Source organism: Asanoa sp. NPDC049573, from assembly GCF_040676615.1.
Classification (GTDB): Bacteria; Actinomycetota; Actinomycetes; order Mycobacteriales; family Micromonosporaceae; genus Asanoa.
In genome coordinates this window covers 476,765-497,677 of the sequence record NZ_JBFAPI010000002.1, presented here as the reverse complement: position 1 = coordinate 497,677, position 20,913 = coordinate 476,765, and the positions used below count along the sequence as shown (strand labels likewise).

Sequence of the window (20,913 nt, the reverse complement as noted above, 5' to 3'; positions counted from 1 at the left end):
GTGGTTGCGGGCCCGCCGACCGGCTGCGCGAGGATGGCTGCATGACTGTGGGGACGTTGGTGCTGCTCCGGCATGGCGAGAGCGAGTGGAACGCGAAGAACCTGTTCACCGGGTGGGTCGACGTCGACCTCACCGACAAGGGCGAGACCGAGGCCCGCCGCGGCGGTGCGCTGCTGCGCGAGCACGACCTGATGCCCGACGTGCTGCACACCAGCGTGCTGCGCCGGGCGATCCGCACCAGCGAGTTGGCGCTGGGCGAGGCCGGCCGGTCGTGGATCCCGGTGCGCCGGTCGTGGCGGCTCAACGAGCGCCACTACGGTGCGCTGCAGGGCAAGAACAAGAAGCAGACGCTCGAGGAGTACGGCGAGGAGCAGTTCATGCTCTGGCGCCGGTCCTACGACGTGCCGCCGCCGCCGATCGACCCCGACGACGAGTGGGCGCAGACCGGCGACCCGCGCTACGCGACCCTGCCGCCCGAGCTGATGCCGCGCACCGAGTGCCTCAAGGACGTGCTCGTACGCACCCTGCCCTACTGGTACGACGCGATCGTGCCGGACCTGCTGGCCGGCAAGACGGTGCTGGTCGCCGCGCACGGCAACTCGCTGCGGGCCGTGGTCAAGCACCTCGACCAGATCTCGGACGAGGCGATCGCCAAGCTCAACATCCCGACCGGTATCCCGCTGCGCTACGACCTCGACGCCGACCTGCGTCCGGTCACGCGCGGCGGCGCCTACCTGGACCCGGAGGCCGCCGCCGAGGCGGCGGCGGCCGTGGCCAACCAGGGTCGTTAGCTAGTTCGTGACACCCGGCTGTTCGCCGGTCACCAGGTAGATCACGTGGTGGCCGGCGTTCACCGCGTGGTCGGCGAAGCGCTCGTAGAAGCGGCCGAGCAGGGCGCCGTCGATCGCGGTCTCCGCGCCGTAGGGCCAGTCGGGGCTGAGCATGACCTTGAAGAGTTCGACGTGCAGGGCGTCCATCGCGTCGTCGTCGCCCTCGAGCTCGGCCGCGCCGACCGCGTCGAGCTTGGAGAGCACGTCGGCGATCTTCGCGGCCATCTTGTCGGCCACGTCGGCCTTGGCCATGAAGACCGGCCGCAGCTCGGCCGGCACGGCCGGGGACGGGTGGCGGCGCAGGGCGGTCTTGGCCACGTGGTCGGCCAGGTCACCCATCCGCTCGAGGTCGGCGCCCACCTGCAGCGCGGTGATCAGCACCCGCAGGTCGCTGGCCACCGGCGCCTGGCGGGCCATGAGATCGGTCACCCGGTCTTCGACCTGGTGGTAGAGGGCGTCGACCTCAGCGTCCCGGGAGATCACGTCCTCGGCGGCGGCCCGATCGGCGTGCAGCAGCGCGGTCGTCGCCTGGCTCATCGCGGCGCGCACCGCCTCCGCCATGTCGACCAACAGTTGGCTGACGATGTGCAGGTCAGCGCGGAACTCTTCGCGCAAGGCCATCTCGGTGCTCCTGGAAACGGGGTGTCGGTGACAAAACGGGAGATGACCGGAGAGTAATATCCGGTCGGACGTTGAGCTATGTCCGGTTCACCGTAGGTGTATGTCACAGAACGCCAGTAAACGGGGCCGGACGGGCCGGTGAACATTGGGCGATCTGCGCCCGGTTTGCCCGGCCCGACCAGGCTGTTCGTAAACAATGACCCTACGATCGCCTCGTGGAATGGGCGATCGTGGCTGGCGTGTGCGCCAGCCTGTTGGCGGGCTTCGCCGTCGGATCGCTGATCCCGCGCATGAGGCGCCGGGGATCAGCGGCGGTTGCCGCTGCCCGGGCTACCGGCGACGGAAGGCAGGCGATCACCATCGACCGGCACGATCCGCAACCGGGGTTGGGTCGCAAGAGCCTCGATTCGCTGCGGGTCGGCGTGGTGGTGCTCGGCGGCGACGACAGCGTGATCCTGGTCAACCCATCGGCACGGGCGATGGGTCTGCTCCGCTCGGCGGGCACCCCGGGCAGCATGGTCGCGCACCCGATCATCCGTACCCTCGCCGGCCAGGTGCGCCGCTCCGGCGTCCGCCGCGAGGTCGAACTCGACCTGCCGCGCGGCGATGGGAGCGCGTCCGACCCGCTCGGCGTACACCTGCGCGCCGTGGGTCTTGGTGGCAACTTCGTGGCCGTCGAGGCCGCCGACGTGACCGAGGCACACCGGGTCAGCCGGGTGCGCCGCGACTTCGTCGCCAACGTCAGCCACGAGCTCAAGACCCCGATCGGCGCGCTGCAACTGCTCGCCGAGGCGCTGCTCGACGCCACCGACCCGACCAACGTGGGCCCGCAGCCCGGCGCCGGCCCCGAGGAGGACGTGGCCGCCGCCCGCCGGTTCGCGCTGCGCATCCAGCACGAGTCGACCCGGCTCGGCCGGTTGGTCAACGAACTGCTCGACCTGGCCCGGCTGCAGGGCGCCGACCCGCTGCCCGAAGCCGAACCGGTCTCGGTCGACTGGGTGGTCGCCGAGGTCATCGACCGCACCCGGACCACCGCGTCGGCCCGCGACATCGAGGTCGTGGTCGAGGGCAGGCGCGGGCTGACCGTCTACGGGAGCGACAGCCAGGTCGCCACCGCGATGGCCAACCTGGTGGAGAACGCGATCGCGTACTCGAAGGAGCAGACCCGGATCACCATCACCACCGCGCTCGACGACGACGCGGTCGTGCTCTCGGTGGCTGACCAGGGCATCGGCATCGCCGCCGACGAGGTCGACCGGATCTTCGAGCGGTTCTACCGCGCCGACCGGGCCCGGTCCCGGGCCACCGGCGGCACCGGCCTCGGCCTCGCGATCGTCAAACACATCGCCACAAACCATGGCGGTCGCATCGACGTTGTCAGCACACTCGGGGAGGGGTCGACGTTCACCCTCCGGCTCCCGGCGAGCCCGCCGGACGCCGCCCTCCCGCTACCCCCGTCAATTGAGATCGTGACTGGATCGGTCGAGTCGAGCCGATCCGAGCGGTAAGGAAGGAAGTCCGTGGCCCGCGTGCTCGTGGTCGAGGACGAAGAGTCGTTCTCCGATGCCCTCTCGTACATGCTCCGCAAGGAGGGTTTCGAGGTTTCGGTCGCACCGACCGGCACCTTGGCGCTGACCGAGTTCGACCGGACCGGCGCCGACATCGTCCTGCTGGACCTGATGCTGCCCGAGATGTCGGGCACCGAGGTCTGCCGTCAGCTCCGCCAGCGCTCGAAGGTGCCGATCATCATGGTCACCGCGCGCGACAGCGAGATCGACAAGGTGGTCGGCCTGGAGATCGGTGCCGACGACTACGTCACCAAGCCCTACTCGCCGCGCGAGTTGGTCGCCCGGATCCGGGCGGTGCTGCGCCGCCACGGCACGGAGACCACCGAGCCCGACACGCCGACCCTGGCCGCCGGCCCGGTGCGGATGGACGTCGAGCGGCACGTGGTGACCGTCGACGGCTCGGCCGTGCAACTGCCGCTCAAAGAGTTCGAGCTGCTCGAACTGCTGCTGCGCAACGCCGGCCGGGTGCTCACCCGGGGCCAGCTCATCGACCGGGTCTGGGGCGCCGACTACGTCGGTGACACGAAGACCCTCGACGTGCACGTCAAGCGGCTGCGCTCGAAGGTCGAGCCGGAGCCGTCGACGCCGCGCTTCATCGTCACGGTGCGCGGCCTGGGCTACAAGTTCGAGCCGTAGGCCCTGCCCTAGGTCAGCGCTTCTTCGGCGGGGTGGCGGGCTCGCGGCCGCCGTGGACCTCACGCGCCATCGGCAAGCGGCGCTTCGGGTCGGCCGGGTGCGGTGCCACCATGCCCCGGCGGGCCCGGGCGGCGCACAGCTCGGCCAGCTTGGCGTAGGCCGCCTTGCCGATCAGGGCGACCAGTTCGGGCTCGTAGGACTGCCACATCGGCTCGCGGCCGACATGTGCCTCCGGCGACGATGTGCACCACCAGTGCAGGTCGTGGCCGCCGGAGCCCCAGCCGCGGCGGTCGAACTCGGTCAGCGTGGTGATCAGGATCTTGGTGCCGTCGGGGCGCTTGTTCCAGTCCTGGTCGCGGCGCACCGGGAGCTGCCAGCAGACGTCGGGCTTGTATTCCAGCGGGTGCACGCCGTCGCGCAGGGCCTGGGCGTGCAGCGCGCAGCCGCCGCCGGCCGGGAAGTCGGCGTCGTTGAGGAACACGCACGGCCCGTCGTCGTCTCGCGTGGCCGTGCGCCGGGCCGGCGTCTTGCCGTCGACCGTGTCCATCTCCGTGTAGTTCTTGAACCCGCGGCGGTAGTGCTGCCAGGTCTCCGGCGTCAGCTTCTTGGCCGCGGCACGCACCCGGGCCTCGTCGTCGGAGTCGGTGAAGAACGCGCCGTGCGAGCAACAGCCGTCTTCGGACCCGCCCTCGATGATGCCGTGGCAGCCCTTGCCGAAGATGCACGTCCAGCGGGAGAGCAACCAGGTGAGGTCGGCACGGATGAGGTGCTTGGGGTCCTCCGGGTCGAAGAACTCGACCCATTCGCGCGGAAAGTCGAGGTCGACCTCCCGGCTGCGGGGTTCGTCGGCCGAGTCGACGAGAACGCGGAGTTGGTTGCGTGCTGGCACCTGACAAGACTACGCCCGAATAGGCTGCGAGCCTTGCGTGCCGCACGGCAACCCGCGCCCCATAAGGTGCGCACATGAGGCTGGGCGTGCTCGACGTCGGTTCCAACACCGTGCACCTGCTGTTGGTGGACGCGCACCACGGCGCGCACCCGTGGCCGGCGCATTCGGAGAAGGCGGTGTTGCGGCTCGCCGAGCAGATCGGTCCCGACGGCGCGCTCACCGTCGCCGGCGCCGACGCGTTGGTCAAGGCCGCGCACGACGCCCAGGTCAGCGCCAAGAAGCTCAAGGCCGACGACCTGCTGGCCTTCGCCACCTCCGCGGTGCGCGACGCCACCAACGCCCGCGACGTGCTGACCCGGGTGCGCAAGGAGACGGGGGTGCGCCTCCAGGTGCTCTCCGGGGCCGACGAGGCCCGGGCCACCTTCCTGGCCGTACGCCGGTGGTTCGGTTGGTCGGCGGGCCGGCTCCTGGTGGTCGACATCGGCGGCGGCTCGCTGGAAATCGCGGCCGGCATCGACGAGACGCCCGATCTCGCGATGTCGCTGCCGCTGGGTGCCGGGCGGCTCAGCCGGGAGCTGCTCGGCGTCGACCGCGACACCTCGACGCCGCCGTCGCCCAAGGCCGTCGACGAGCTGCAGCGCTACGTCGAGAAGCAGCTCGACGGCGCCGTCGCGAAGCTGGCCGACACCAAGTGGGACCGCGCGGTGGCCACCTCGAAGACCTTCCGCACGCTGGCCCGGCTGGCCGGTGCGGCGCCGTCCCGGCAGGGGCTGTGGGAGCCGCGCGCGCTGCCCGTGCACGGCCTGCGCCAGGTGCTCGGCTTCATCCGGCTGATCCCGCCGCGCCAGGTCTACGAGCTGGAGGGGGTCAGCGCCAGCCGGTCGCACCAGTTGCTGGCCGGCGCCGTGGTCGCCGAGGCGGTGCTCCGGCGGCTGCAGATCGACGCGGTCGACATCTGCCCCTGGGCCCTCCGGGAGGGCGTGATCCTGCGGCGGCTTGATCAGCTTGAATCGGCATAAACGAGGGATTTGCGGTGGCTCGTCCGAGTGAGTAGAGCCACGTAGGGCTACCCTGACAGTCGTGACCTCGCGTTCCCCCGTACTCCTGTCAAGCTCTTCGGTCTTCCCTGAGCCGACCGCGGCGGCCTTCGAGATGGCCGCGGCGCTGGGCTACGACGGCGTCGAGGTCATGGTCTGGACCGACGCGGTGAGCCAGGACGCCGGTGCCCTGCGCGGGCTCGCCGCCCACTACGGCGTGCCGGTGCTCTCCGTTCACGCGCCGTGCCTGTTGGTCACCCAGCGGGTGTGGAGCTCCGACCCGTGGGAGCGGCTGCGCCGCGCGGCCGAGCTCGCCGAGGCGGTGGAGGCGCCGACCGTGGTCGTGCACCCGCCCTTCACCTGGCAGCGCGACTACGCCCGGTCGTTCCAGCCGGGGCTGGAACGCATCGCACACAAGCACAGCGACCTGACCTTCGCGATCGAGAACATGTTCCCCGTACGCATGGCGGGCCGCGAGTTCGTGCCCTACCAGCCGGGCTGGAACCCGACCGAGGCCGGTTTCGACGCCTACACGCTCGACCTGTCGCACTGCGCGGCATCGCGCACCGACGCGCTGGCCATGGCCGACTCGATGGGCGACGGGCTCAAGCACGTGCACCTGGGCGACGGCAGCGGCGAGGGGCGCGACGAGCACCTGGTGCCCGGTCGCGGCAACCAACCCTGCGGCGAGCTGCTCCAGTCGCTCGCCGGGCGGGGTTTCCGCGGGTCGATCGCGGTTGAGGTCAACACCCGGGGCGCCAAGAGCCGCGCGGTCCGCGAGGCAGATCTTCGGGCCGCGCTCGAGTTTGCCCGCCAGCACCTTCCGGCACCGGCGAAAGTCTGACGAAACGCCGGCTGTCGGCCTGTGCCGGCTAGACGCCGGCCAACGTGGCCCGCTTGCGGGCCCGGTGTGCCGCCACGTGCGAGCGGGTGGCGCAGCGTTCCGAGCAGAACCGCCGGCAGTTGTTGGACGAGGTGTCCAAGTAGACGTTGCCGCACCGGTCGTCGGCGCAGACACCGAACCGGGCGCTGCCGTGGGTGGTCAGCCAGACGGCCAGGCCCCAGACCGCGGCGGCGAGGTATTCGGCGCTGGCCGACGCGCCGCGGCTGGTCACGTGCATGTGCCAGTCGCTGGCGTCGTGGCCGGAGATGCGCGGCTGGACCGGATGGTCCTTCAGCAGCGTATTGATCTCGTTGACCGCCTCGGTGTCGCGACCGGCGCTGCCGAGCAGGAAGACGTCGCGCAGCCGCTTCTGAGCACGCCGGAACGCCGCCACGTCACGCTCGGTGACCTCGTCGCGCATCCAGACGTTGTCAGAGGTGAAAACGGCCCGCAGGTCGTCGATCCCCTCCATCGGGGCGTTGACCAGGTCAACGGCGGTGCGCGCGTACGCATCGAAGTTCACCCGACAACCGTAGACGACGCGGAACCCGGGTGCCTCGTCCGTCGGGTCACTCTGCGACGGTGCCACTCCGCTAAGCGATCATGGTGGGACGAGGCGCTCGCCGAGAACCCCGCGTCCGTGGGCGTTACGCTGCCGTCATGCTCCGATCGGTCATCCTTGCCGCGTCCCGGTCATCCCGGGTCGAGCGGCTCGTCGAGACGGCTCCGCTTACCCGCGACGTCGTCCGCCGGTTCATCGCCGGCACCACTGCCGATGACGCCCTGCACGCCACCCGCGACCTGGTCGCCGGGGGCCTGCGGGTCACCCTCGACCACCTCGGCGAGGACACCCTCACCCCCGAGCAGGCGACCGGGATCAAGGCCGAATACCTGGCTCTGCTGTCCGCCCTGCAGGGTGCCGGGCTGACCCCGGCGGCCGAGGTCAGCGTCAAGCTCTCGGCCCTCGGCCAGAAGTTCGACGAGCAACTCTCCTACGACCTCGCGCGGCAGATCTGCGCCGCGGCGGCCGATGCCGGCACGACGGTGACCCTCGACATGGAGGACCACACCACGACCGACTCCACCTTGGAGATTCTCGCGAAGCTGCGGCTGGACTACCCGGGCACCGGCGCCGTGCTGCAGGCCTACCTGCGCCGCACCGAGGCCGACTGCCGCGAGCTGGCCGGGCCGGGCTCCCGGGTGCGGCTCTGCAAGGGCGCCTACAAGGAGCCCGAGTCGGTGGCGTTCCAGTCGGCCGTCGAGGTCGACAAGTCCTATGTGCGCTGCATGAACATCCTGATGTCGGGCGAGGGCTACCCGATGCTGGCCACCCACGACCCGCGGCTGATCGCGATCGGCGAAGACCGGGCCCGCTGGTTCGACCGGGCCCCCGACGCGTTCGAGTTCCAGCTCCTGCACGGGGTCCGCCCCGACGAGCAGCAGCGGCTGGCCGCCGAGGGCTACAGCGTGCGGGTCTACGTGCCCTACGGCGACGATTGGTACGGCTACATGATGCGCCGCCTCGCCGAGCGCCCGGCCAACCTGTTGTTCTTCGCCCGCGCGATGAAATCGCGAAAGTAACTCATCCGAACAGCTGATCCCTCGATCGGGTGGACGGCCTTAATCTCCCCCGGATGGCTGAGGAGACAGGTGCGCCGGCACCACGCCGGCGGTGGCCCCTGTGGCTCCCCATCGGCCTGGTGGTCGCGCTCGTGCTGTGTGTCGCGCCGGTCGCGGTCGGTGTGGTCGTCTTCCGCGGGCTGGGCAGCCCGGCCTGGACCGCGACCCCGGCCGCCAAGGCCGAGCCGGCGCGCAGTCCGGTCGCCGGCGACGCCGAGCGGGTCACCGCCGCCTGGTTGCGCGAGCGGATCGGCGACGCGCTGACCGCGCAGGGCGCCGCGCTGCTCAAGGGTGACCAGGCCGGCTTCCTCGCCATCGCCGACCCGGCCAGCCCGGCGGCGGCGACGCTGCGCCAGCAGTTCGGTTCGCTGCGGGCGATGAAGGTGACCCACTGGACGCCCACCGCCGACGCGATCCCCTCGTCGGTCGGCACCAACAAGTGGCGCACCCTGGTCGAGGTCGACCACTGCTTCGTCGAGCCCGGCTGCAAGCCAATGACCATCACCTACGGGACGGTCTGGACCGACACCGCGGCCGGGCTCAAGCTCGTCGGTGTCGAGCCGTCCATGTCGACCTACGACGGCCCCCGGCCCTGGGAGGTCGACCCGATGGTGGTCGCGACCGGCAAGCGGGTCATGGTGGCCACCACGCCGGCGTTGCGCGGGCAGCTCAAGACGCTGCTGGCCGAGGCGGAGAAGGCCGCGGTGGTCGCCGACCGCTACACGGTGGGCGGGCCGCCACCGGCACACTACGAGGTGTTCTACGCCGGCGCGGCGCAATGGAAGCGCTGGTTCGGCGGCAAGCGGCCGGCCTGGACCGCGGGCTACGCGCTGCCGGTCGGCGGGCGCCAGATCGACGTGGTCGTCAACGCGGCCGCGCCGCAGCACAACAACCTCGACGACCTGCTCCGGCACGAGATGACGCACGCCTCGACGATGCCGCCGACGGGCTTCCCGGCGTCGGCCTGGTGGCTGGTCGAGGGGATCGCCGAACTGGCCGGCTCGGGTGGCGCGTCGCCGCAGTCCTACGAGGGGATCGAAGAGGTGCGCCGGCTGGTTCGGGAGCGGAACTGGGCCGGGCCGCTGCAGGATCTCAAGATCGCTGACAACGCCGCCGACTGGGAGGTGGCCGGCGCTTACGGCGTCGGTTACCTGGCCGTCCGGCAGCTCGCGGAGCGGTTCGGCGAGGCCGACGTGCTGGCCTTCCTGAAGGCGCTCACCCACGACGGGCTGGAGATCGACGAGGCGAGCCAGGAGGTCTTCGGCGAGCCGTGGGCGCTGCTCAATGATCAATGCGTGGCGGCGGTACGGGCCGCGGCGGCGTGATCTTGGCAAGCTCGGCGTGATCTTGGGAATCGGCCCGTCTGAGATGTCCCCTTTAGGGGTAGATTTCGGGAAAACTCGGTGAGTTGGCTTGACGAACCATGATCAAAGCGGTGAAGGCATCGCGCCGGTAACAACCGCACCGCTACCGTACTAGCTACACGCGCGTTGACGGCGCGCGCCGGGGATGGATTGGTTGGTGAGCCATGGCATCACCACAGGCCGACAGGCTGTCGGAGGTCAAGTTCCTCACGGTCGCCGAAGTGGCGACTTTGATGCGGGTGTCGAAGATGACGGTCTACCGCTTGGTGCATTCCGGTGATCTCACCGCGGTGCGCGTCGGTCGATCGTTCCGGGTTCCGGAACACGCCGTGAACGAATACCTACGCGGCGCCTTCCAAGAGTCCGCATAAGAGCGACTGGGGAGCCGGCCGCGGGGCCTTCGGGCCCCGCGGCCGGGGTCGCTTTGGTCGGGGAGACGGTCGACGCGTACCCTGGATCGCGATTCTGACCCTGCTGTGGTGCAATGCGCCCGCAGGCCAGGTCGGATCCGAAGTCAGCTGGCCGTCGGCCTTCACGTCCCCGTGACGTCCGACGCATGTCGCACGTTCACTGGGAGAGGGCTGTCGTATGGGCTCGGTGGTCAAGAAGCGCCGCAAGCGTATGGCCAAGAAGAAGCACCGCAAGCTGCTGCGCAAGACCCGCGTCCAGCGTCGTCGTCTCGGCAAGTGACGTCGTCCCGGGCCTGAGGTCTGAGTTCGGGCCGCCGGCCCGGATCTGACGTCCAGACCTGCGGCACGGCGCGTCCGCGCGGCACCCTCCTGAGTTTCGAACCGGAGGCCAACGTGAGGTCGCGACCAACAGGCTCGGTTGTCGTCACCGGCGTCAGCCGGTTCCTTGGTGCGCACGTGGCCGCCCGGCTCGCCGCCGACGGCCGCATCGGCCGTGTCGTCGGGCTCGATCCGCATGCGCCGCCACCGGAGTTCGCCCACCTGCTCGACGGGGTCGAGCAGGTGCGCGGCGACGCCGGTTCGGCGAGCACGGTCATCGCCGACCTCGAAGCCGAGGCGGTCGTGCACCTGGCGCTGGCGACGGCGCCCGATCCGCAGAACGGCGGTCGGGCGGCGATGAAAGAGCAGAACGTCATCGGCACGATGCACCTGCTGGCCGCCTGCCAGAAGGCACCCCGGCTGCGCAAGCTGGTGATGCGCTCCTCGACGGCGGCCTACGGTGCGTCGTTCCGCGACCCGGCCGTCTTCACCGAAGACACCGAGCCGCGGGAGGTGCCGCGCGGCGGGTTCGCCCGCGACATCCTCGACATCGAGGGCTACGTCCGGGGGTTCCGCCGGCGGCGCACCGACGTCACCGCGACCGTGCTGCGGTTCACGCCGTTCATCGGTTCGGGCACCGACACCATGCTGACCCGCTATTTCGCGCGCCCCGTGGTGCCGACGGTCCTCGGCCGCGACCCGCGCCTGCAGTTCCTGCACATCGACGACGCGATCGAGATCGTGCACCGGGCGGTCCTCGACGACCATCCCGGCACGTTCAACGTCGCCGGCGCCGGCGTGCTCTCCCTGTCACAGGCGATCCGCCGCGCCGGCCGGATACCCGTTCCGGTCATCGAGCCGGGCCTGTCGGCGGCCTCCAACCTGGTGCGCAACCTGGGCCGCAGCGGCTACGGGCTCGACCAGGTTGACCTGTTCGTCCACGGCCGGGTGGTCGACACCACCAAACTGGTGCAGGAGTTCGACTACACGCCGCGCACCACCGCCGACGCCTTCGACGACTTCGTCGCCGGCCATCGCGGCGGTGCGGTGCTCCGCCGCGAACAGCTCGCGCTGGCGGAACGGGCCATCCTCGACGGGATCCGCCAGGCCCGCGCGACCGTGCAGGAGAAGCCATGAGGATTCTGTCGCGGGCCGGCCGCGCGCAGCGAAGCGAGGCACACGGATGACAGACGACCAGGGCCGCGCTGACCGGCCGCCGCGGAAGACCACGCACAAGGCCGTCCGCCGGACGCCGGCGCAGAAGACCAACGGAACCTCCCGCACCGGCCTGCCGGCCGGCGGTTTCACCGTCGATCCGCCCATTGCCAACGGCTCGGGTCCGTCGAGCCACCAGCACAACGGGCACAAGCCGTCGTCCGGGCCGTTGCCGCCGGCGGTGGCCGACGAGCCCGGCGACGTCTGGGACGACCGGGTCGCCAAGGGGTTGGCGTTCCTGCGCCGCCGGCTGGCTGGCGACTACGAGGTCGACGAGTTCGGCTTCGACGCCGAGCTCACCGACAAGGTGTTCCTGCCCTTGCTGCGGCTGCTCTACCGCGACTGGTTCCGCACCGAGGTCTTCGGTGTCGAAAACCTGCCGGTCGACGGCCCGGCGCTGGTGGTCGGCAACCACTCCGGCACGGTCGCGCTCGACGCCGTGATGCTGGCCACCGCCCTCAACGACCGCACGCCCAACCACCGGCACCTCCGCCTGCTCGGCGCCGACCTGGTGTTCCGGATGCCGATCGTGTCGGAGTTGGCCCGCAAGTCGGGCGGCACGGTCGCCTGCAACCCCGACGCCGAACGCCTGCTGCGCGGCGGCGAACTGGTCGGCGTCTTCCCTGAGGGCTTCAAGGGCGTCGGCAAGCAATACGCCCAGCGCTACAAGCTCCAGCGCTTCGGCCGCGGCGGCTTCGTCTCGGCGGCGCTGCGCACCGGCACCCCGATCGTGCCGGCCGCCATCGTCGGCGCCGAGGAGATCTACCCGATGCTCGCCGACATCAAGCCGCTGGCCCGGCTGCTCGGCATCCCCTACTTCCCGGTGACGCCGACGTTCCCGTGGCTGGGGCCCCTCGGCCTGCTGCCGCTGCCGAGCAAGTGGCTGATCGAGTTCTCCCCGCCGATCCCCACCGCGCACCTCACCGACCAGGCCGACGACCCGCTGGTCGTCTTCAACCTGGCCGACCAGGTCCGCGAGACGATCCAGCAGACGCTGCACACGTTGCTCGAACGCCGGCCTGACCCGTTCGGCCGCTGACGCTTGCTATGCACCCCATAGGCAGCAGCCCGACCCGTTCGGCCGCTGACGCTTGCTCTGCATCAAGATAGGCAGCAGCTGAACGAACGTTCAAGTGCTGCCTACAGGGGTGCAGAGCAAGGGAGATCAGCTGGTGCGGCGGCGGCGGCGGACCGCCAGGACGGTGGTGATCGCGCCGGCGACCAGGCCCGCGGCCAGCGTCGACGGCACCGCCACCTTGGCCGCCTTGCGGCCCGTGCGGAAGTCGCGGATGTCCCAGCCCCGCTCGCGGGCCGTGCGGTGCAGGCCGCTGTCCGGGTTGACCGCCACCGCGTTGCCGACCGCCTGGAGCATCGGCAGGTCGTTGACCGAGTCGCTGTAGGCGGTGCACCGGCGCAGGTCGAGGCCCTCGACGTTGGCGAGTTGGGCGATCGCGTCGGCCTTGGCCGGGCCGTGCATCAGGTCGCCGACCAGGCGGCCGGTGTAGGCGCCGTCGATCACCTCGGCCACCGTGCCGATCGCGCCGGTCAGACCCAGCCGCTGCGCGATGATCCGGCCGATCTCCACCGGCGCGGCGCTCACCAGCCAGACCCGCTCGCCGGCGTCGAGATGCAATTGCGCGAGCGCGCGGGTGCCCGACCAGATCCGCGGCGCCATCAGCTCGTCGAAGATCTCCTGGGTCAGCCGCTCGATGTCGTCGACCCGCCAGCCCTCGATGAACGCCAGGGCGACCTTCTTGGCGTGGGACATATCGCCCGCGTGCTCGGCCGCCAGCAGCCGGTAGCGGGCCTGCTGCCAGGCGAACCGGGCCAGGTCGGTGGTGGTGAAGTAGCGGCGCGCGGCCAGCCCGCGGGCGATCCAGTAGATCGAGGCGCCCTGCAGCATCGTGTTGTCGATGTCGAAGAACGCGGCCGTGCTCTTGTCGATGTCGACCTCGAGCGCCGCTTCGAGCTCGGCCTGGGCCCAGCCGGCGGTGTGGCCGTGTGCGTCGGTGCTGATGGTCAGCCGGTGCTCCGATGCCACGCAGATACCTCCGATTTGCCCGGCGGCGGCGGCGCCGCCGACAAGTCACCGCCTCATGCGAGGGTATCCGCCCGATCGCACCTCTTCAGCGATCGAGGCGTTCCCCGAGGTGGAGAACGCCCCGATCGTGGTAGGCCGTCAGGGGACGAGGCCGCCGAGAAGATCGCCGAGGTCTTCGACGACGTTGCCGTCGTGGCTCGGCGTCGGGGTCGGCGACGTAGCCGCCGGGCTGGACGCCGGCCGGTCGGCCGAGCCGGGTGCGGCGGGCGTGTCGGACGAGCCCGGCTTCGGGTCGCTCTTCTCCGGCCGCACGTCGTTGGCCTCACCCGAGCCGCCGTTCTGCGGCTGGGTCGCCGGTGCGTCGGCACCGGGGGTGCCCGCCGGGCAGGAACCCGGCAGCGGGCCCAGGGCGTCGGCCCGGGTGGAGGCTTCGGCATCGCACGCGAGCGAGCGGCGCAGTTCGTCGCTGCGCTTCTCCACCGACAGCAGCAGCCCGACGGAGGTCAGCGCGCGCTCGTGGCGTGCGTCGGTGGTGCCGTCGAGCAGGCTGCCGACCTCGGTGCGCTGCTTCTTGAGGAACGCGTCGACCGCGTCCAGCGCCGCCGTGTCGCGCCGCTGCGTCGCGGCCGTGTTGAGCAGCTTGACGCCCTCGGTCGTGTTGGCGTCCATATCGTCGAGCGCCCGCGCGAACCCGTCACCGTCGCTGACCGCGCGCGCCTCGGCGAGGCGGTTGCGGGCGAAGTCGAGGAACAGCTGGCCCTTGGACAGGTCGGAGCTGGCGAGTGCGAGTTGCGCCCGCTCGGTGGAGCGCTTGACACCGTAGAGCGCATCGCCCGGCACAGCGTTCTCGCTGGCCGCGGACATGCCCGAGATGGCGATCGCGCCGACGGCGACGCCGGCCAGGATCGCGCCGCGGGTGCGCAGTCGGCGGGCCCGTTGCTTCGGTGCGGTGGCCGCGGCCCGGAACGCCTCGAGATCGACGGTCGCGCCGGTGTCGGCTATGTTGCCGATCCCCTCGCGCTCGGCCGCGGCGACGAGCATCGCCCGCAGACTCATCCGGAACTCGGGATCGACGTCGACGTCGACCGAGTGCTTGAGCGCCGACACCCGATGCCCGACAGCCACGACATCCGCGAGATCGTTGTCGACCGGAGACCGCACGTGGTGACGACGGCCACCGTCGGCCTCGTCGAGAAGCTGGGCGAAGCGCTCGGCACGCCGCCGGTGGAAAAGCACGGAGTTCACCGCGGGCACCTCCCTTCGCTGGTTACGACAGTGATGCCGGGGCAGACGCCTTTCGGATCCACCACCGGTCGCATCGAATCCAACGTTCGGAAGGCACGAAAAGTTACGGGGCGGCCGCCACCGCTCACGGTTGGAACCCGTCCGGCAGGAGGCGGGCCAGCGCTCTGACGGCACGGTATTGCAGTGCCTTGATGGCGCCTTCGTTCTTGCCCATTGCCTGCGCGGTCTCGGCCACCGAGAAGCCCTGCAGGAAGCGCAGCACGATGCACTCCTGCTGCTCGGGGTTGAGCTGCTTGACGGCGGTGAGCAGGGCGACATTGGTGATGTGGTCGACCACCGCGGCTTCCGGGCTGCCCTCCGGACCGCGGTCTTCGCGGTCGGCGTCGAGCACGTCGCCGGTGGTCACCTCGAGCCGGTAGCGGCCCGACTTGAAGTGGTCGGCGACCAGGTTGCGGGCGATGGTGACCAGCCAGGCGCCGAGGTCGCGGCCCTGCCAGGTGAAGCTGCCGATGCGCTTGAGGGCCCGCAGGAACGTGTCGGAGGTCAGGTCTTCGGCCAGTTGCCGGTTGCCGACCCGGAAGTAGACGAACCGGAAGACCGTGTCGACGTAGCGGTCGTAGATCAGCCCGAACGCCTCGGCCTCGCCGGCCTGGGCCCGCTCGACCAGCGCCCACACCTCGGTGGCCGGATCGGAGGGGTCGGGGCGGGAGGGGAACGGCGGCGGCGTGCCGCCGGAGCCGCCGGTGCGCTGCTCGGTGATCGGCGGGACCACCGTGACCGCCGGGATGACGGCGGTCTCGCCGATCTCCGCCGGGCTCTGGCCCACGCCGGGCTGTGCGGGCATGGTGGGCCGGTTGGGCGTGCCGACCCGGCCGCCGCCGACCTGCTTGCTGTTGCTGCCGGGGCCCACGGGTCGCCCGGGGATGTCGGTGTGCGGCTTGTTGCGGGTCCGCCGGGCGCCCCCGTCGGCGACGGAACCGTCGCCACGCCAGGTGGATCCGTCGCCCCTGATATCGAGGCTGGACGTCCTCAGCCGTCCCGACGCGGTCGCGTCGGGAAGCCTTCCGGTCACGCTCCGCATCTCGATCAGCAGTGACCGCCGCAGGGCCGTCAGGCCGGCGTTGAGGGCGAGCCGGGCGTCGAGCAGCTCGCGGCTCATCAGGCCCTCACCGGCATAGCTGTAAGCCGTCACTTGCCGCCCTCCTGGCCGTGTGCCGGGGCACTCGGGCATAGGTGCTCATGAAGCGCGTCTATGGGCACAGCGGCCTCCTCGGGGATGAGGGGTGCGACTCACATACAAAAGGGGTGAGCCGACCCAAGGATGATAGGGGCCAACATCACCCACGTGTGGGGAGTCCGTTACACAGAGCCGAAGTATTTCCCGATACCACCTGAACGTGTCGCACATCTTGTCCGCTGCCGCATATAGGCCCCTCGCCAGAGCTACGGCCATCACCTGCGAAAAGCGGGCGACACGCCGAATCGCGACACGCCGATGTACGAGGGGCGGTTTGCCCGATCGGCGACACGCGGGCGCCTCGTCGGCTCGTGCTTACAGTCCCGTCGGTGGGATCGCGACGCACACTCGCACAACGCCGCGAACGTCACCCGTGGCCAGGTTCGGCGACACTGTGCCAGACTCTGCGTCCGTGGTGGACAGCCGTTCCGACACACTTGCCGACCGGGTGGCGGCGGCCGCTGCCGCGACACCCGACAAGCCCGCGTTGATCTGGCACGACACGACGCTCACCTGGGGCGAGCTCGACCGTCGCGTCAATGCCGCCACGACCGCGCTCACCGGGCTTAACCTCCCGACCGGCGCCAGGGTTGCGCTCGCGTTGCCGAATTCACCTCGCTATGCCGTGTCACTGTTCGCGATTCTGCGCGCCGGGCTGGTCGCCGTGCCGGTCAACCCGCACTACACGGCCCGCGAACTCGGCCACGTGCTCGCCGACTCGGGCGCCTCGGTGCTGGTCGCCAGCCCCGATGTGGCCCGGTTGGTCGAGGGCGTCCGCGGAGATCTGCCTGAGTTGGCGCGGGTACTCGAGAAGCTGCCGGACGATGGTCCGGCCGCGCCGCCGGCCGCGGCCAGGACCGGTGACGACGCTCTGGCCGTGCTGCTCTACACCTCGGGCACCGAGGGCCGGCCCAAGGGCGCGATGCTCAGCCACCGCGCCCTGCTGGCCAACCACCAGCAGGTCGACCAGATCACCCCGACCGTGGTCCGGCCCGACGACGTCGTGCTGCTGGCGCTGCCGCTCTTCCACGCCTACGGGCTCAACTCGGGGCTGGGCGCGGTCGCCTACCACGGCGCGACCGGCGTGCTGATCGAGCGCTTCGACCCGGCCGACTCGCTCGCCGTCATCGCCCGGCACGGCGTGACCGGGCTGGTCGGTGTGCCCTCGATGTTCCAGGCCTGGTCGCTGTTGCCCGACCTGGGTGAGTTGATGGCGACGGTGCGGGTCGCGGTCTCCGGCGCGGCGCCGCTGGACGCCGAGACCGCGGTGCGGTTCACCCAGGCGACCTCGCGTCCGGTCTTCGTCGGCTACGGGCTGACCGAGACCGCGCCGGTGGTCACCTCCACCCTGGCCAGTCCGGAGCCGAAGGCCGGCTCCATCGGGCGGCCCATCCCGGGTGTCGAGCTGCGCCTGGTGGCGCCGGACGGCTCCGCGGTGTCGGATCTCTCCGATGTGGATGGCGACGAGTTCGACCTGGAGGTCGGCGCGCCGGAGACCGACCCCGGCGAGATCGTCGTGCGCGGCGCCAACCTGTTCGACGGCTACTGGCCGGACGGTCGCGACGGGCCCGACGCCGACGGTTGGTGGGCGACCGGCGACATCGCCTACGCCGACGCCGACGGCGACCTCTTCCTGGTCGACCGCCGCAGTGAGCTGATCATCGTCAACGGCTTCAACGTCTACCCTCGTGAGGTGGAGCAGGTGCTGGAGGCGCATCCCGGCGTCGCCGAGGCGGCGGTGATCGGTGTGCCGCATCCCTACACGGGTCAGACCGTCAAGGCGTTCGTGGTGCGCGCGCCCGGCACCGATGTCGACCCGGAGGAGCTGCTCGGGCACGCGGAGCAGAATCTCGCCCGGTTCAAGATGCCGACCGCGCTCGAGTTCGTCGCCGAGTTGCCGCACTCGGCGATCGGCAAGGTGCGCAAGGCGGAGCTGCGGGGCGACGATGCCTAGAGTGGCTCTGGTCACCCGGGCCGACTGCCACCTGTGCGACGCGGCCCGCGCGGCGCTCGACCGGGTCGCCGCCCGCACCGGCGAGGAGTGGACCGAGCTCGACGTGAGCGACGACATCGAGCTCGAACGCGACTACGGCGACCGGCTGCCGGTAGTGCTGCTCGACGGGGCCGAACACGGCTACTGGCGGGTCGAGGAAGATCGGTTGACTCGAGATCTAGAGTCGTCCTCGTGACGCGTACGCACCTGGTCTGGGACTGGAACGGCACCCTGCTCAACGATTTCGACCTCGTGGTCGCCGCGACCAACCACGCGCTCGCCACGGTCGGCGGGCCGGCCGTGACGGCCGACGACCACCGCCGCCAGTTCATCCGCCCGGTCGCCGACTTCTACGCCGCCGTGCTCGGCCGCGCGGTCGACGCCGACGAGTTCGACCGGCTCGACGCGATCTTCCACGACGCCTACCGGGAGCGGCTGACCACCTGCGCGCTGGCCGACGACGCGATGACGGCGATGCGGTCCTGGGCGGGCAGCCAGTCGCTGCTGTCCATGTGGTTCCACGACGACCTGGTGCCCGCGGTGACGGCTTACGGCCTGGACGGCCGGTTCCGCCGGGTCGACGGGCTGCGGCCCGCCCTCGGCGGCGATCGCGCCTACAAGGCCGACCACCTCAAGTCGCACCTGGCCGCCCTCGGTCTCGACGGCGCGGCCGTGGTGCTGATCGGCGACTCGATCGACGACGCCGACGCGGCACACTCGGCCGGCGCGGCCTGCGTGCTCTACACCGGCGGGTTCACCGACGAGGTGCGGCTGCGGGCGTCGGGGCACCCGGTGGCCGGCACGCTCACCGACGCCGTCAAGCTGGCCGCCGAGCTCTAGCCCCGCAGGTAGGTCAGCACGGCCAGCACCCGGCGGTGCTGCTCCTCGTCGGGTGGCAATTGCAGCTTGGTGAAGATGTTGCGCACGTGCTTCTCTACGGCGCCGTCGCTGACCACCAGCTTGCGGGCGATCGCGGTGTTGGACATGCCCTCGGCCATCAGCCCGAGCACCTCGCGCTCGCGGGCGGTCAGCTCACGCAGCGGGTCGTCGCGCCGCCGCCGGACCAGCAACTGGGCGACCACCTCGGGGTCGAGCACCGTGCCGCCGCTGGCGACCCGGGCGAGCGCGTCGAGGAACTCGGTGATCGCCGCCACCCGGTCCTTGAGCAGATATCCGACCGCACCGGCCCGGTCGGCCAGCAGGTCGTCGGCGTAGGAGACCTCGACATACTGCGAGAGCACCAGCACCGGGGTGCCGGGCACCAGGCGGCGCGCCTCGACCGCGGCCTTGAGCCCCTCGTCGGTATGCGACGGCGGCATCCGCACGTCGACGATCGACACGTCTGGTTTCTCCCGGACGATGGCCTCGACCAGGCTCGGCCCGTCGCCGACCGCGGCGGCCACCTCGTGGCCGTGCTCGGTCACGAGCCGGACCAGGCCCTCACGGAGGAGCACGGCGTCGTCGGCGATCACAATGCGCACCGGTTGAGCCTAGTGAGAAGGGCCACCTCTCGATAAGGGGCCCTTCGCGATGGTGCGATCAGATCGGCAGGTTCGCCTGGATCAGCGTCGGGCCGCCGGTTGGGCTGGTCACCGTCAGCCGGCCGCCGGCGGCGTGCACCCGGTCGGCCAGGCCGGCCAGGCCGTGGCCCTTGGAGACGTGTGCGCCGCCCTCGCCGTCGTCGGAGATCTCCACCCGCAGCGCCTCACCCTCGCGGGTCACCGCGATCCGGCAGATCTCCGCCCGGCTGTGCTTGGCGACGTTGGTCAGCGACTCGGCGACCACGAAGTAGGCGGCGCTCTCCAGGGCCGGGTCGAGCCTGCCGTTCGGGGTGCCCAGCGCCGGGTCGATGGCCAGGTCGATCGGGATCACGCCGCGGCCGGCGAGCGCGGCCAGGGCACTGGGCAGGCCGCGGTCGACCAGGATCGGCGGTGCGATGCCGCGGGACAGCGAACGCAACTCGTCGAGCGTCTCGCGGGTCTGGGTGAGCGCCTCGTCGATCGTCCGGCGGGCCGCTTCGGGGTCGTGGTCGAACTGCTGCTGAAGCCGGCCCAGGTCCATCGCCAGCCGGACCAGTCGCTGCTGCGGGCCGTCGTGGATGTCGCGCTCAAGCCGGCGCAGGGCGGTCGCCTCGGCCGAGACGGCGGCGCGCCGCTGCCCCTCGAGCGTGGTGATCTTGCTGCGCATCTCGGCGACGCCGGTCAGCATCGTCTTGCCGAAGCTGGCCTGGAGCAGGGCCGCGCCGCGCACCACGATCGGCAGGATGAGCAGGAAGAACACCCCGATAGCGGTGTAGAGCAGCAGCCGCGGGCCGGTGCCGCTGCCCAGGCCCAGCAGGGTGTTGAGGTCGACCTCGTCGGGGTTGCGGGGGATCGCCCAGTCGTAGGCCCAGTAGGTGATGCCGCCCAGCGCCCCGGCCCACCAGACCACGGTGAGCACGAACGCGATGATCGACAGAGCGAACTTGACCACCGCGTGCACGGCGTCGAGCCACGACTGGCTGTCGCCGATGATCGCGATGACCCGGCGGAAGAGGCCCGAGCCGGGCTCGGCGGTGCGGTATTGGGGACGGACCCGGGGCAGCCGGAGCACCGGGCCGATGGCCAGCCGGTCGAGGTCGGCGAAGACCCGGGCGAGCAGCAGGGCGCCGGCCATCACGGGAAGGCCGATGCCGGTGACGATCAGGCCGGCACTGAGCACGAGACCGACCAGCACCGCGACGAATCCGGCGATCGCCAGCGGGAAGCCCACGATGACGTACGCCGAATCGGTCATGAGTTGGCGCAAGATGCCACGGTGGGCCACGGGAGAGGTTCCCGCGGGGCTGGAAACGACGGCTGTTGTCATGCCATCGACGCTATTCATCGGCCCCGCTCACCCCCATCCCGTCCGCTTGCCTCTTCAGGGTAGGGCTGTCCGTACCCCCGACCGGTACCCGTGCCTGGTGAGTGGTGGCACAAGTCCGTTTTACGCAATAATCGGGTCGGGGGATAGGTGATTGTCGAG

The 20,913-nt window shown here is 70.9% G+C and carries 21 protein-coding genes and 1 pseudogene; 14 read left to right on the top strand and 8 right to left on the bottom strand.

All coding sequences use genetic code 11. The annotated features are described in order from the left end of the window. Window positions 1-41: 41 nt before the first annotated feature. On the top strand, window positions 42-791 hold the full coding sequence (locus AB0J74_RS05915) for a phosphoglyceromutase (protein ID WP_363445118.1): 750 nt from the start codon (window positions 42-44) through the stop codon (window positions 789-791). Here AB0J74_RS05915 and phoU read toward each other — a convergent pair whose 3' ends face one another. Beyond that, entirely contained in the window at window positions 792-1,445 is a 654-nt protein-coding gene (gene phoU / locus AB0J74_RS05910; protein WP_363445469.1) for a phosphate signaling complex protein PhoU, read from the bottom strand. Window positions 1,446-1,666: 221 nt separating this feature from the next. On the opposite strand from phoU, the gene AB0J74_RS05905 reads away from it, so the two are divergent. Together AB0J74_RS05905 and AB0J74_RS05900 are read left to right on the top strand one after the other, a co-directional pair. Continuing rightward, window positions 1,667-2,959, top strand: coding sequence for an ATP-binding protein (locus tag AB0J74_RS05905; RefSeq protein ID WP_363445116.1), 1,293 nt, complete (start codon window positions 1,667-1,669; stop codon window positions 2,957-2,959). Between the two features lie 12 nt (window positions 2,960-2,971). Beyond that, window positions 2,972-3,655 carry a response regulator transcription factor gene (locus tag AB0J74_RS05900; protein ID WP_363445114.1) on the top strand — a complete coding sequence of 228 codons (684 nt, stop codon included), beginning with the start codon at window positions 2,972-2,974 and terminating at the stop codon, window positions 3,653-3,655. Between the two features lie 13 nt (window positions 3,656-3,668). Here AB0J74_RS05900 and AB0J74_RS05895 read toward each other — a convergent pair whose 3' ends face one another. Then, the gene (locus AB0J74_RS05895; protein ID WP_363445112.1) at window positions 3,669-4,544 is read right to left on the bottom strand and encodes a hypothetical protein; all 876 of its coding nucleotides are present in this window, start codon (window positions 4,542-4,544) and stop codon (window positions 3,669-3,671) included. Window positions 4,545-4,618: 74 nt separating this feature from the next. Between AB0J74_RS05895 and AB0J74_RS05890 the strand changes: the two genes are divergently transcribed. Together AB0J74_RS05890 and AB0J74_RS05885 are read left to right on the top strand one after the other, a co-directional pair. Further along, window positions 4,619-5,563 carry a Ppx/GppA phosphatase family protein gene (locus AB0J74_RS05890; RefSeq protein WP_363445110.1) on the top strand — a complete coding sequence of 315 codons (945 nt, stop codon included), beginning with the start codon at window positions 4,619-4,621 and terminating at the stop codon, window positions 5,561-5,563. 61 nt (window positions 5,564-5,624) lie between these two features. Further along, a complete protein-coding gene (locus AB0J74_RS05885; RefSeq protein ID WP_363445108.1) occupies window positions 5,625-6,425 on the top strand; it encodes a sugar phosphate isomerase/epimerase in 801 nt (266 codons plus the stop codon). Between the two features lie 28 nt (window positions 6,426-6,453). Here AB0J74_RS05885 and AB0J74_RS05880 read toward each other — a convergent pair whose 3' ends face one another. Next, window positions 6,454-6,987 carry a CGNR zinc finger domain-containing protein gene (locus tag AB0J74_RS05880; protein WP_363445106.1) on the bottom strand — a complete coding sequence of 178 codons (534 nt, stop codon included), beginning with the start codon at window positions 6,985-6,987 and terminating at the stop codon, window positions 6,454-6,456. A gap of 137 nt (window positions 6,988-7,124) precedes the next feature. On the opposite strand from AB0J74_RS05880, the gene AB0J74_RS05875 reads away from it, so the two are divergent. From AB0J74_RS05875 to AB0J74_RS05850, 6 genes are all read left to right on the top strand, one after another. Then, window positions 7,125-8,045 carry a proline dehydrogenase family protein gene (locus tag AB0J74_RS05875; RefSeq protein WP_363445104.1) on the top strand — a complete coding sequence of 307 codons (921 nt, stop codon included), beginning with the start codon at window positions 7,125-7,127 and terminating at the stop codon, window positions 8,043-8,045. A 53-nt stretch (window positions 8,046-8,098) separates the two neighbouring features. Continuing rightward, window positions 8,099-9,409 (top strand): hypothetical protein, encoded by a 1,311-nt coding sequence (locus AB0J74_RS05870; RefSeq protein WP_363445102.1) that lies wholly within the window; start codon window positions 8,099-8,101, stop codon window positions 9,407-9,409. Window positions 9,410-9,612: 203 nt separating this feature from the next. Continuing rightward, complete coding sequence (locus AB0J74_RS05865; RefSeq protein ID WP_116068240.1) at window positions 9,613-9,819, top strand: helix-turn-helix domain-containing protein; 207 nt, start codon at window positions 9,613-9,615, stop codon at window positions 9,817-9,819. 217 nt (window positions 9,820-10,036) lie between these two features. Continuing rightward, window positions 10,037-10,138 (top strand): AURKAIP1/COX24 domain-containing protein, encoded by a 102-nt coding sequence (locus AB0J74_RS05860; RefSeq protein WP_007465623.1) that lies wholly within the window; start codon window positions 10,037-10,039, stop codon window positions 10,136-10,138. A gap of 113 nt (window positions 10,139-10,251) precedes the next feature. After that, window positions 10,252-11,313 (top strand): NAD-dependent epimerase/dehydratase family protein, encoded by a 1,062-nt coding sequence (locus tag AB0J74_RS05855; protein ID WP_363445100.1) that lies wholly within the window; start codon window positions 10,252-10,254, stop codon window positions 11,311-11,313. A 46-nt stretch (window positions 11,314-11,359) separates the two neighbouring features. Further along, window positions 11,360-12,430, top strand: coding sequence for a lysophospholipid acyltransferase family protein (locus tag AB0J74_RS05850; protein ID WP_363445098.1), 1,071 nt, complete (start codon window positions 11,360-11,362; stop codon window positions 12,428-12,430). Between the two features lie 126 nt (window positions 12,431-12,556). Here the strand turns inward: AB0J74_RS05850 and AB0J74_RS05845 are convergent, their stop codons facing one another. The 3 genes and pseudogenes from AB0J74_RS05845 to AB0J74_RS05835 form a co-directional block, all read right to left on the bottom strand. Beyond that, window positions 12,557-13,432 carry an HAD-IB family hydrolase gene (locus AB0J74_RS05845; protein WP_363445096.1) on the bottom strand — a complete coding sequence of 292 codons (876 nt, stop codon included), beginning with the start codon at window positions 13,430-13,432 and terminating at the stop codon, window positions 12,557-12,559. 378 nt (window positions 13,433-13,810) lie between these two features. After that, window positions 13,811-14,677 (bottom strand): annotated as a pseudogene (locus AB0J74_RS05840) (DUF5667 domain-containing protein); the annotation flags it as partial. A gap of 124 nt (window positions 14,678-14,801) precedes the next feature. Further along, the gene (locus tag AB0J74_RS05835; RefSeq protein WP_363445094.1) at window positions 14,802-15,869 is read right to left on the bottom strand and encodes an ECF subfamily RNA polymerase sigma factor, BldN family; all 1,068 of its coding nucleotides are present in this window, start codon (window positions 15,867-15,869) and stop codon (window positions 14,802-14,804) included. Between the two features lie 457 nt (window positions 15,870-16,326). Between AB0J74_RS05835 and AB0J74_RS05830 the strand changes: the two genes are divergently transcribed. Genes AB0J74_RS05830 through AB0J74_RS05820 form a run of 3 tightly spaced genes read left to right on the top strand, consistent with a single transcriptional unit; the run spans window position 16,327 to window position 18,747 of the window. Next, window positions 16,327-17,868 (top strand): AMP-binding protein, encoded by a 1,542-nt coding sequence (locus AB0J74_RS05830; protein ID WP_363445092.1) that lies wholly within the window; start codon window positions 16,327-16,329, stop codon window positions 17,866-17,868. Then, the gene (locus tag AB0J74_RS05825) at window positions 17,861-18,103 is read left to right on the top strand and encodes a glutaredoxin family protein (protein WP_363445090.1); all 243 of its coding nucleotides are present in this window, start codon (window positions 17,861-17,863) and stop codon (window positions 18,101-18,103) included. Before AB0J74_RS05830 ends, AB0J74_RS05825 begins: the two co-directional genes overlap by 8 nt. Beyond that, complete coding sequence (locus AB0J74_RS05820; protein ID WP_363445088.1) at window positions 18,100-18,747, top strand: HAD hydrolase-like protein; 648 nt, start codon at window positions 18,100-18,102, stop codon at window positions 18,745-18,747. Before AB0J74_RS05825 ends, AB0J74_RS05820 begins: the two co-directional genes overlap by 4 nt. Here the strand turns inward: AB0J74_RS05820 and AB0J74_RS05815 are convergent. Beyond that, window positions 18,744-19,388, bottom strand: a complete 645-nt coding sequence (locus AB0J74_RS05815) for a response regulator transcription factor (RefSeq protein ID WP_363445086.1) — start codon at window positions 19,386-19,388, stop codon at window positions 18,744-18,746. The genes AB0J74_RS05820 and AB0J74_RS05815 overlap by 4 nt on opposite strands. A gap of 58 nt (window positions 19,389-19,446) precedes the next feature. Continuing rightward, entirely contained in the window at window positions 19,447-20,754 is a 1,308-nt protein-coding gene (locus tag AB0J74_RS05810; RefSeq protein WP_363445084.1) for a sensor histidine kinase, read from the bottom strand. Between the last annotated feature and the right edge of the window lie 159 nt (window positions 20,755-20,913).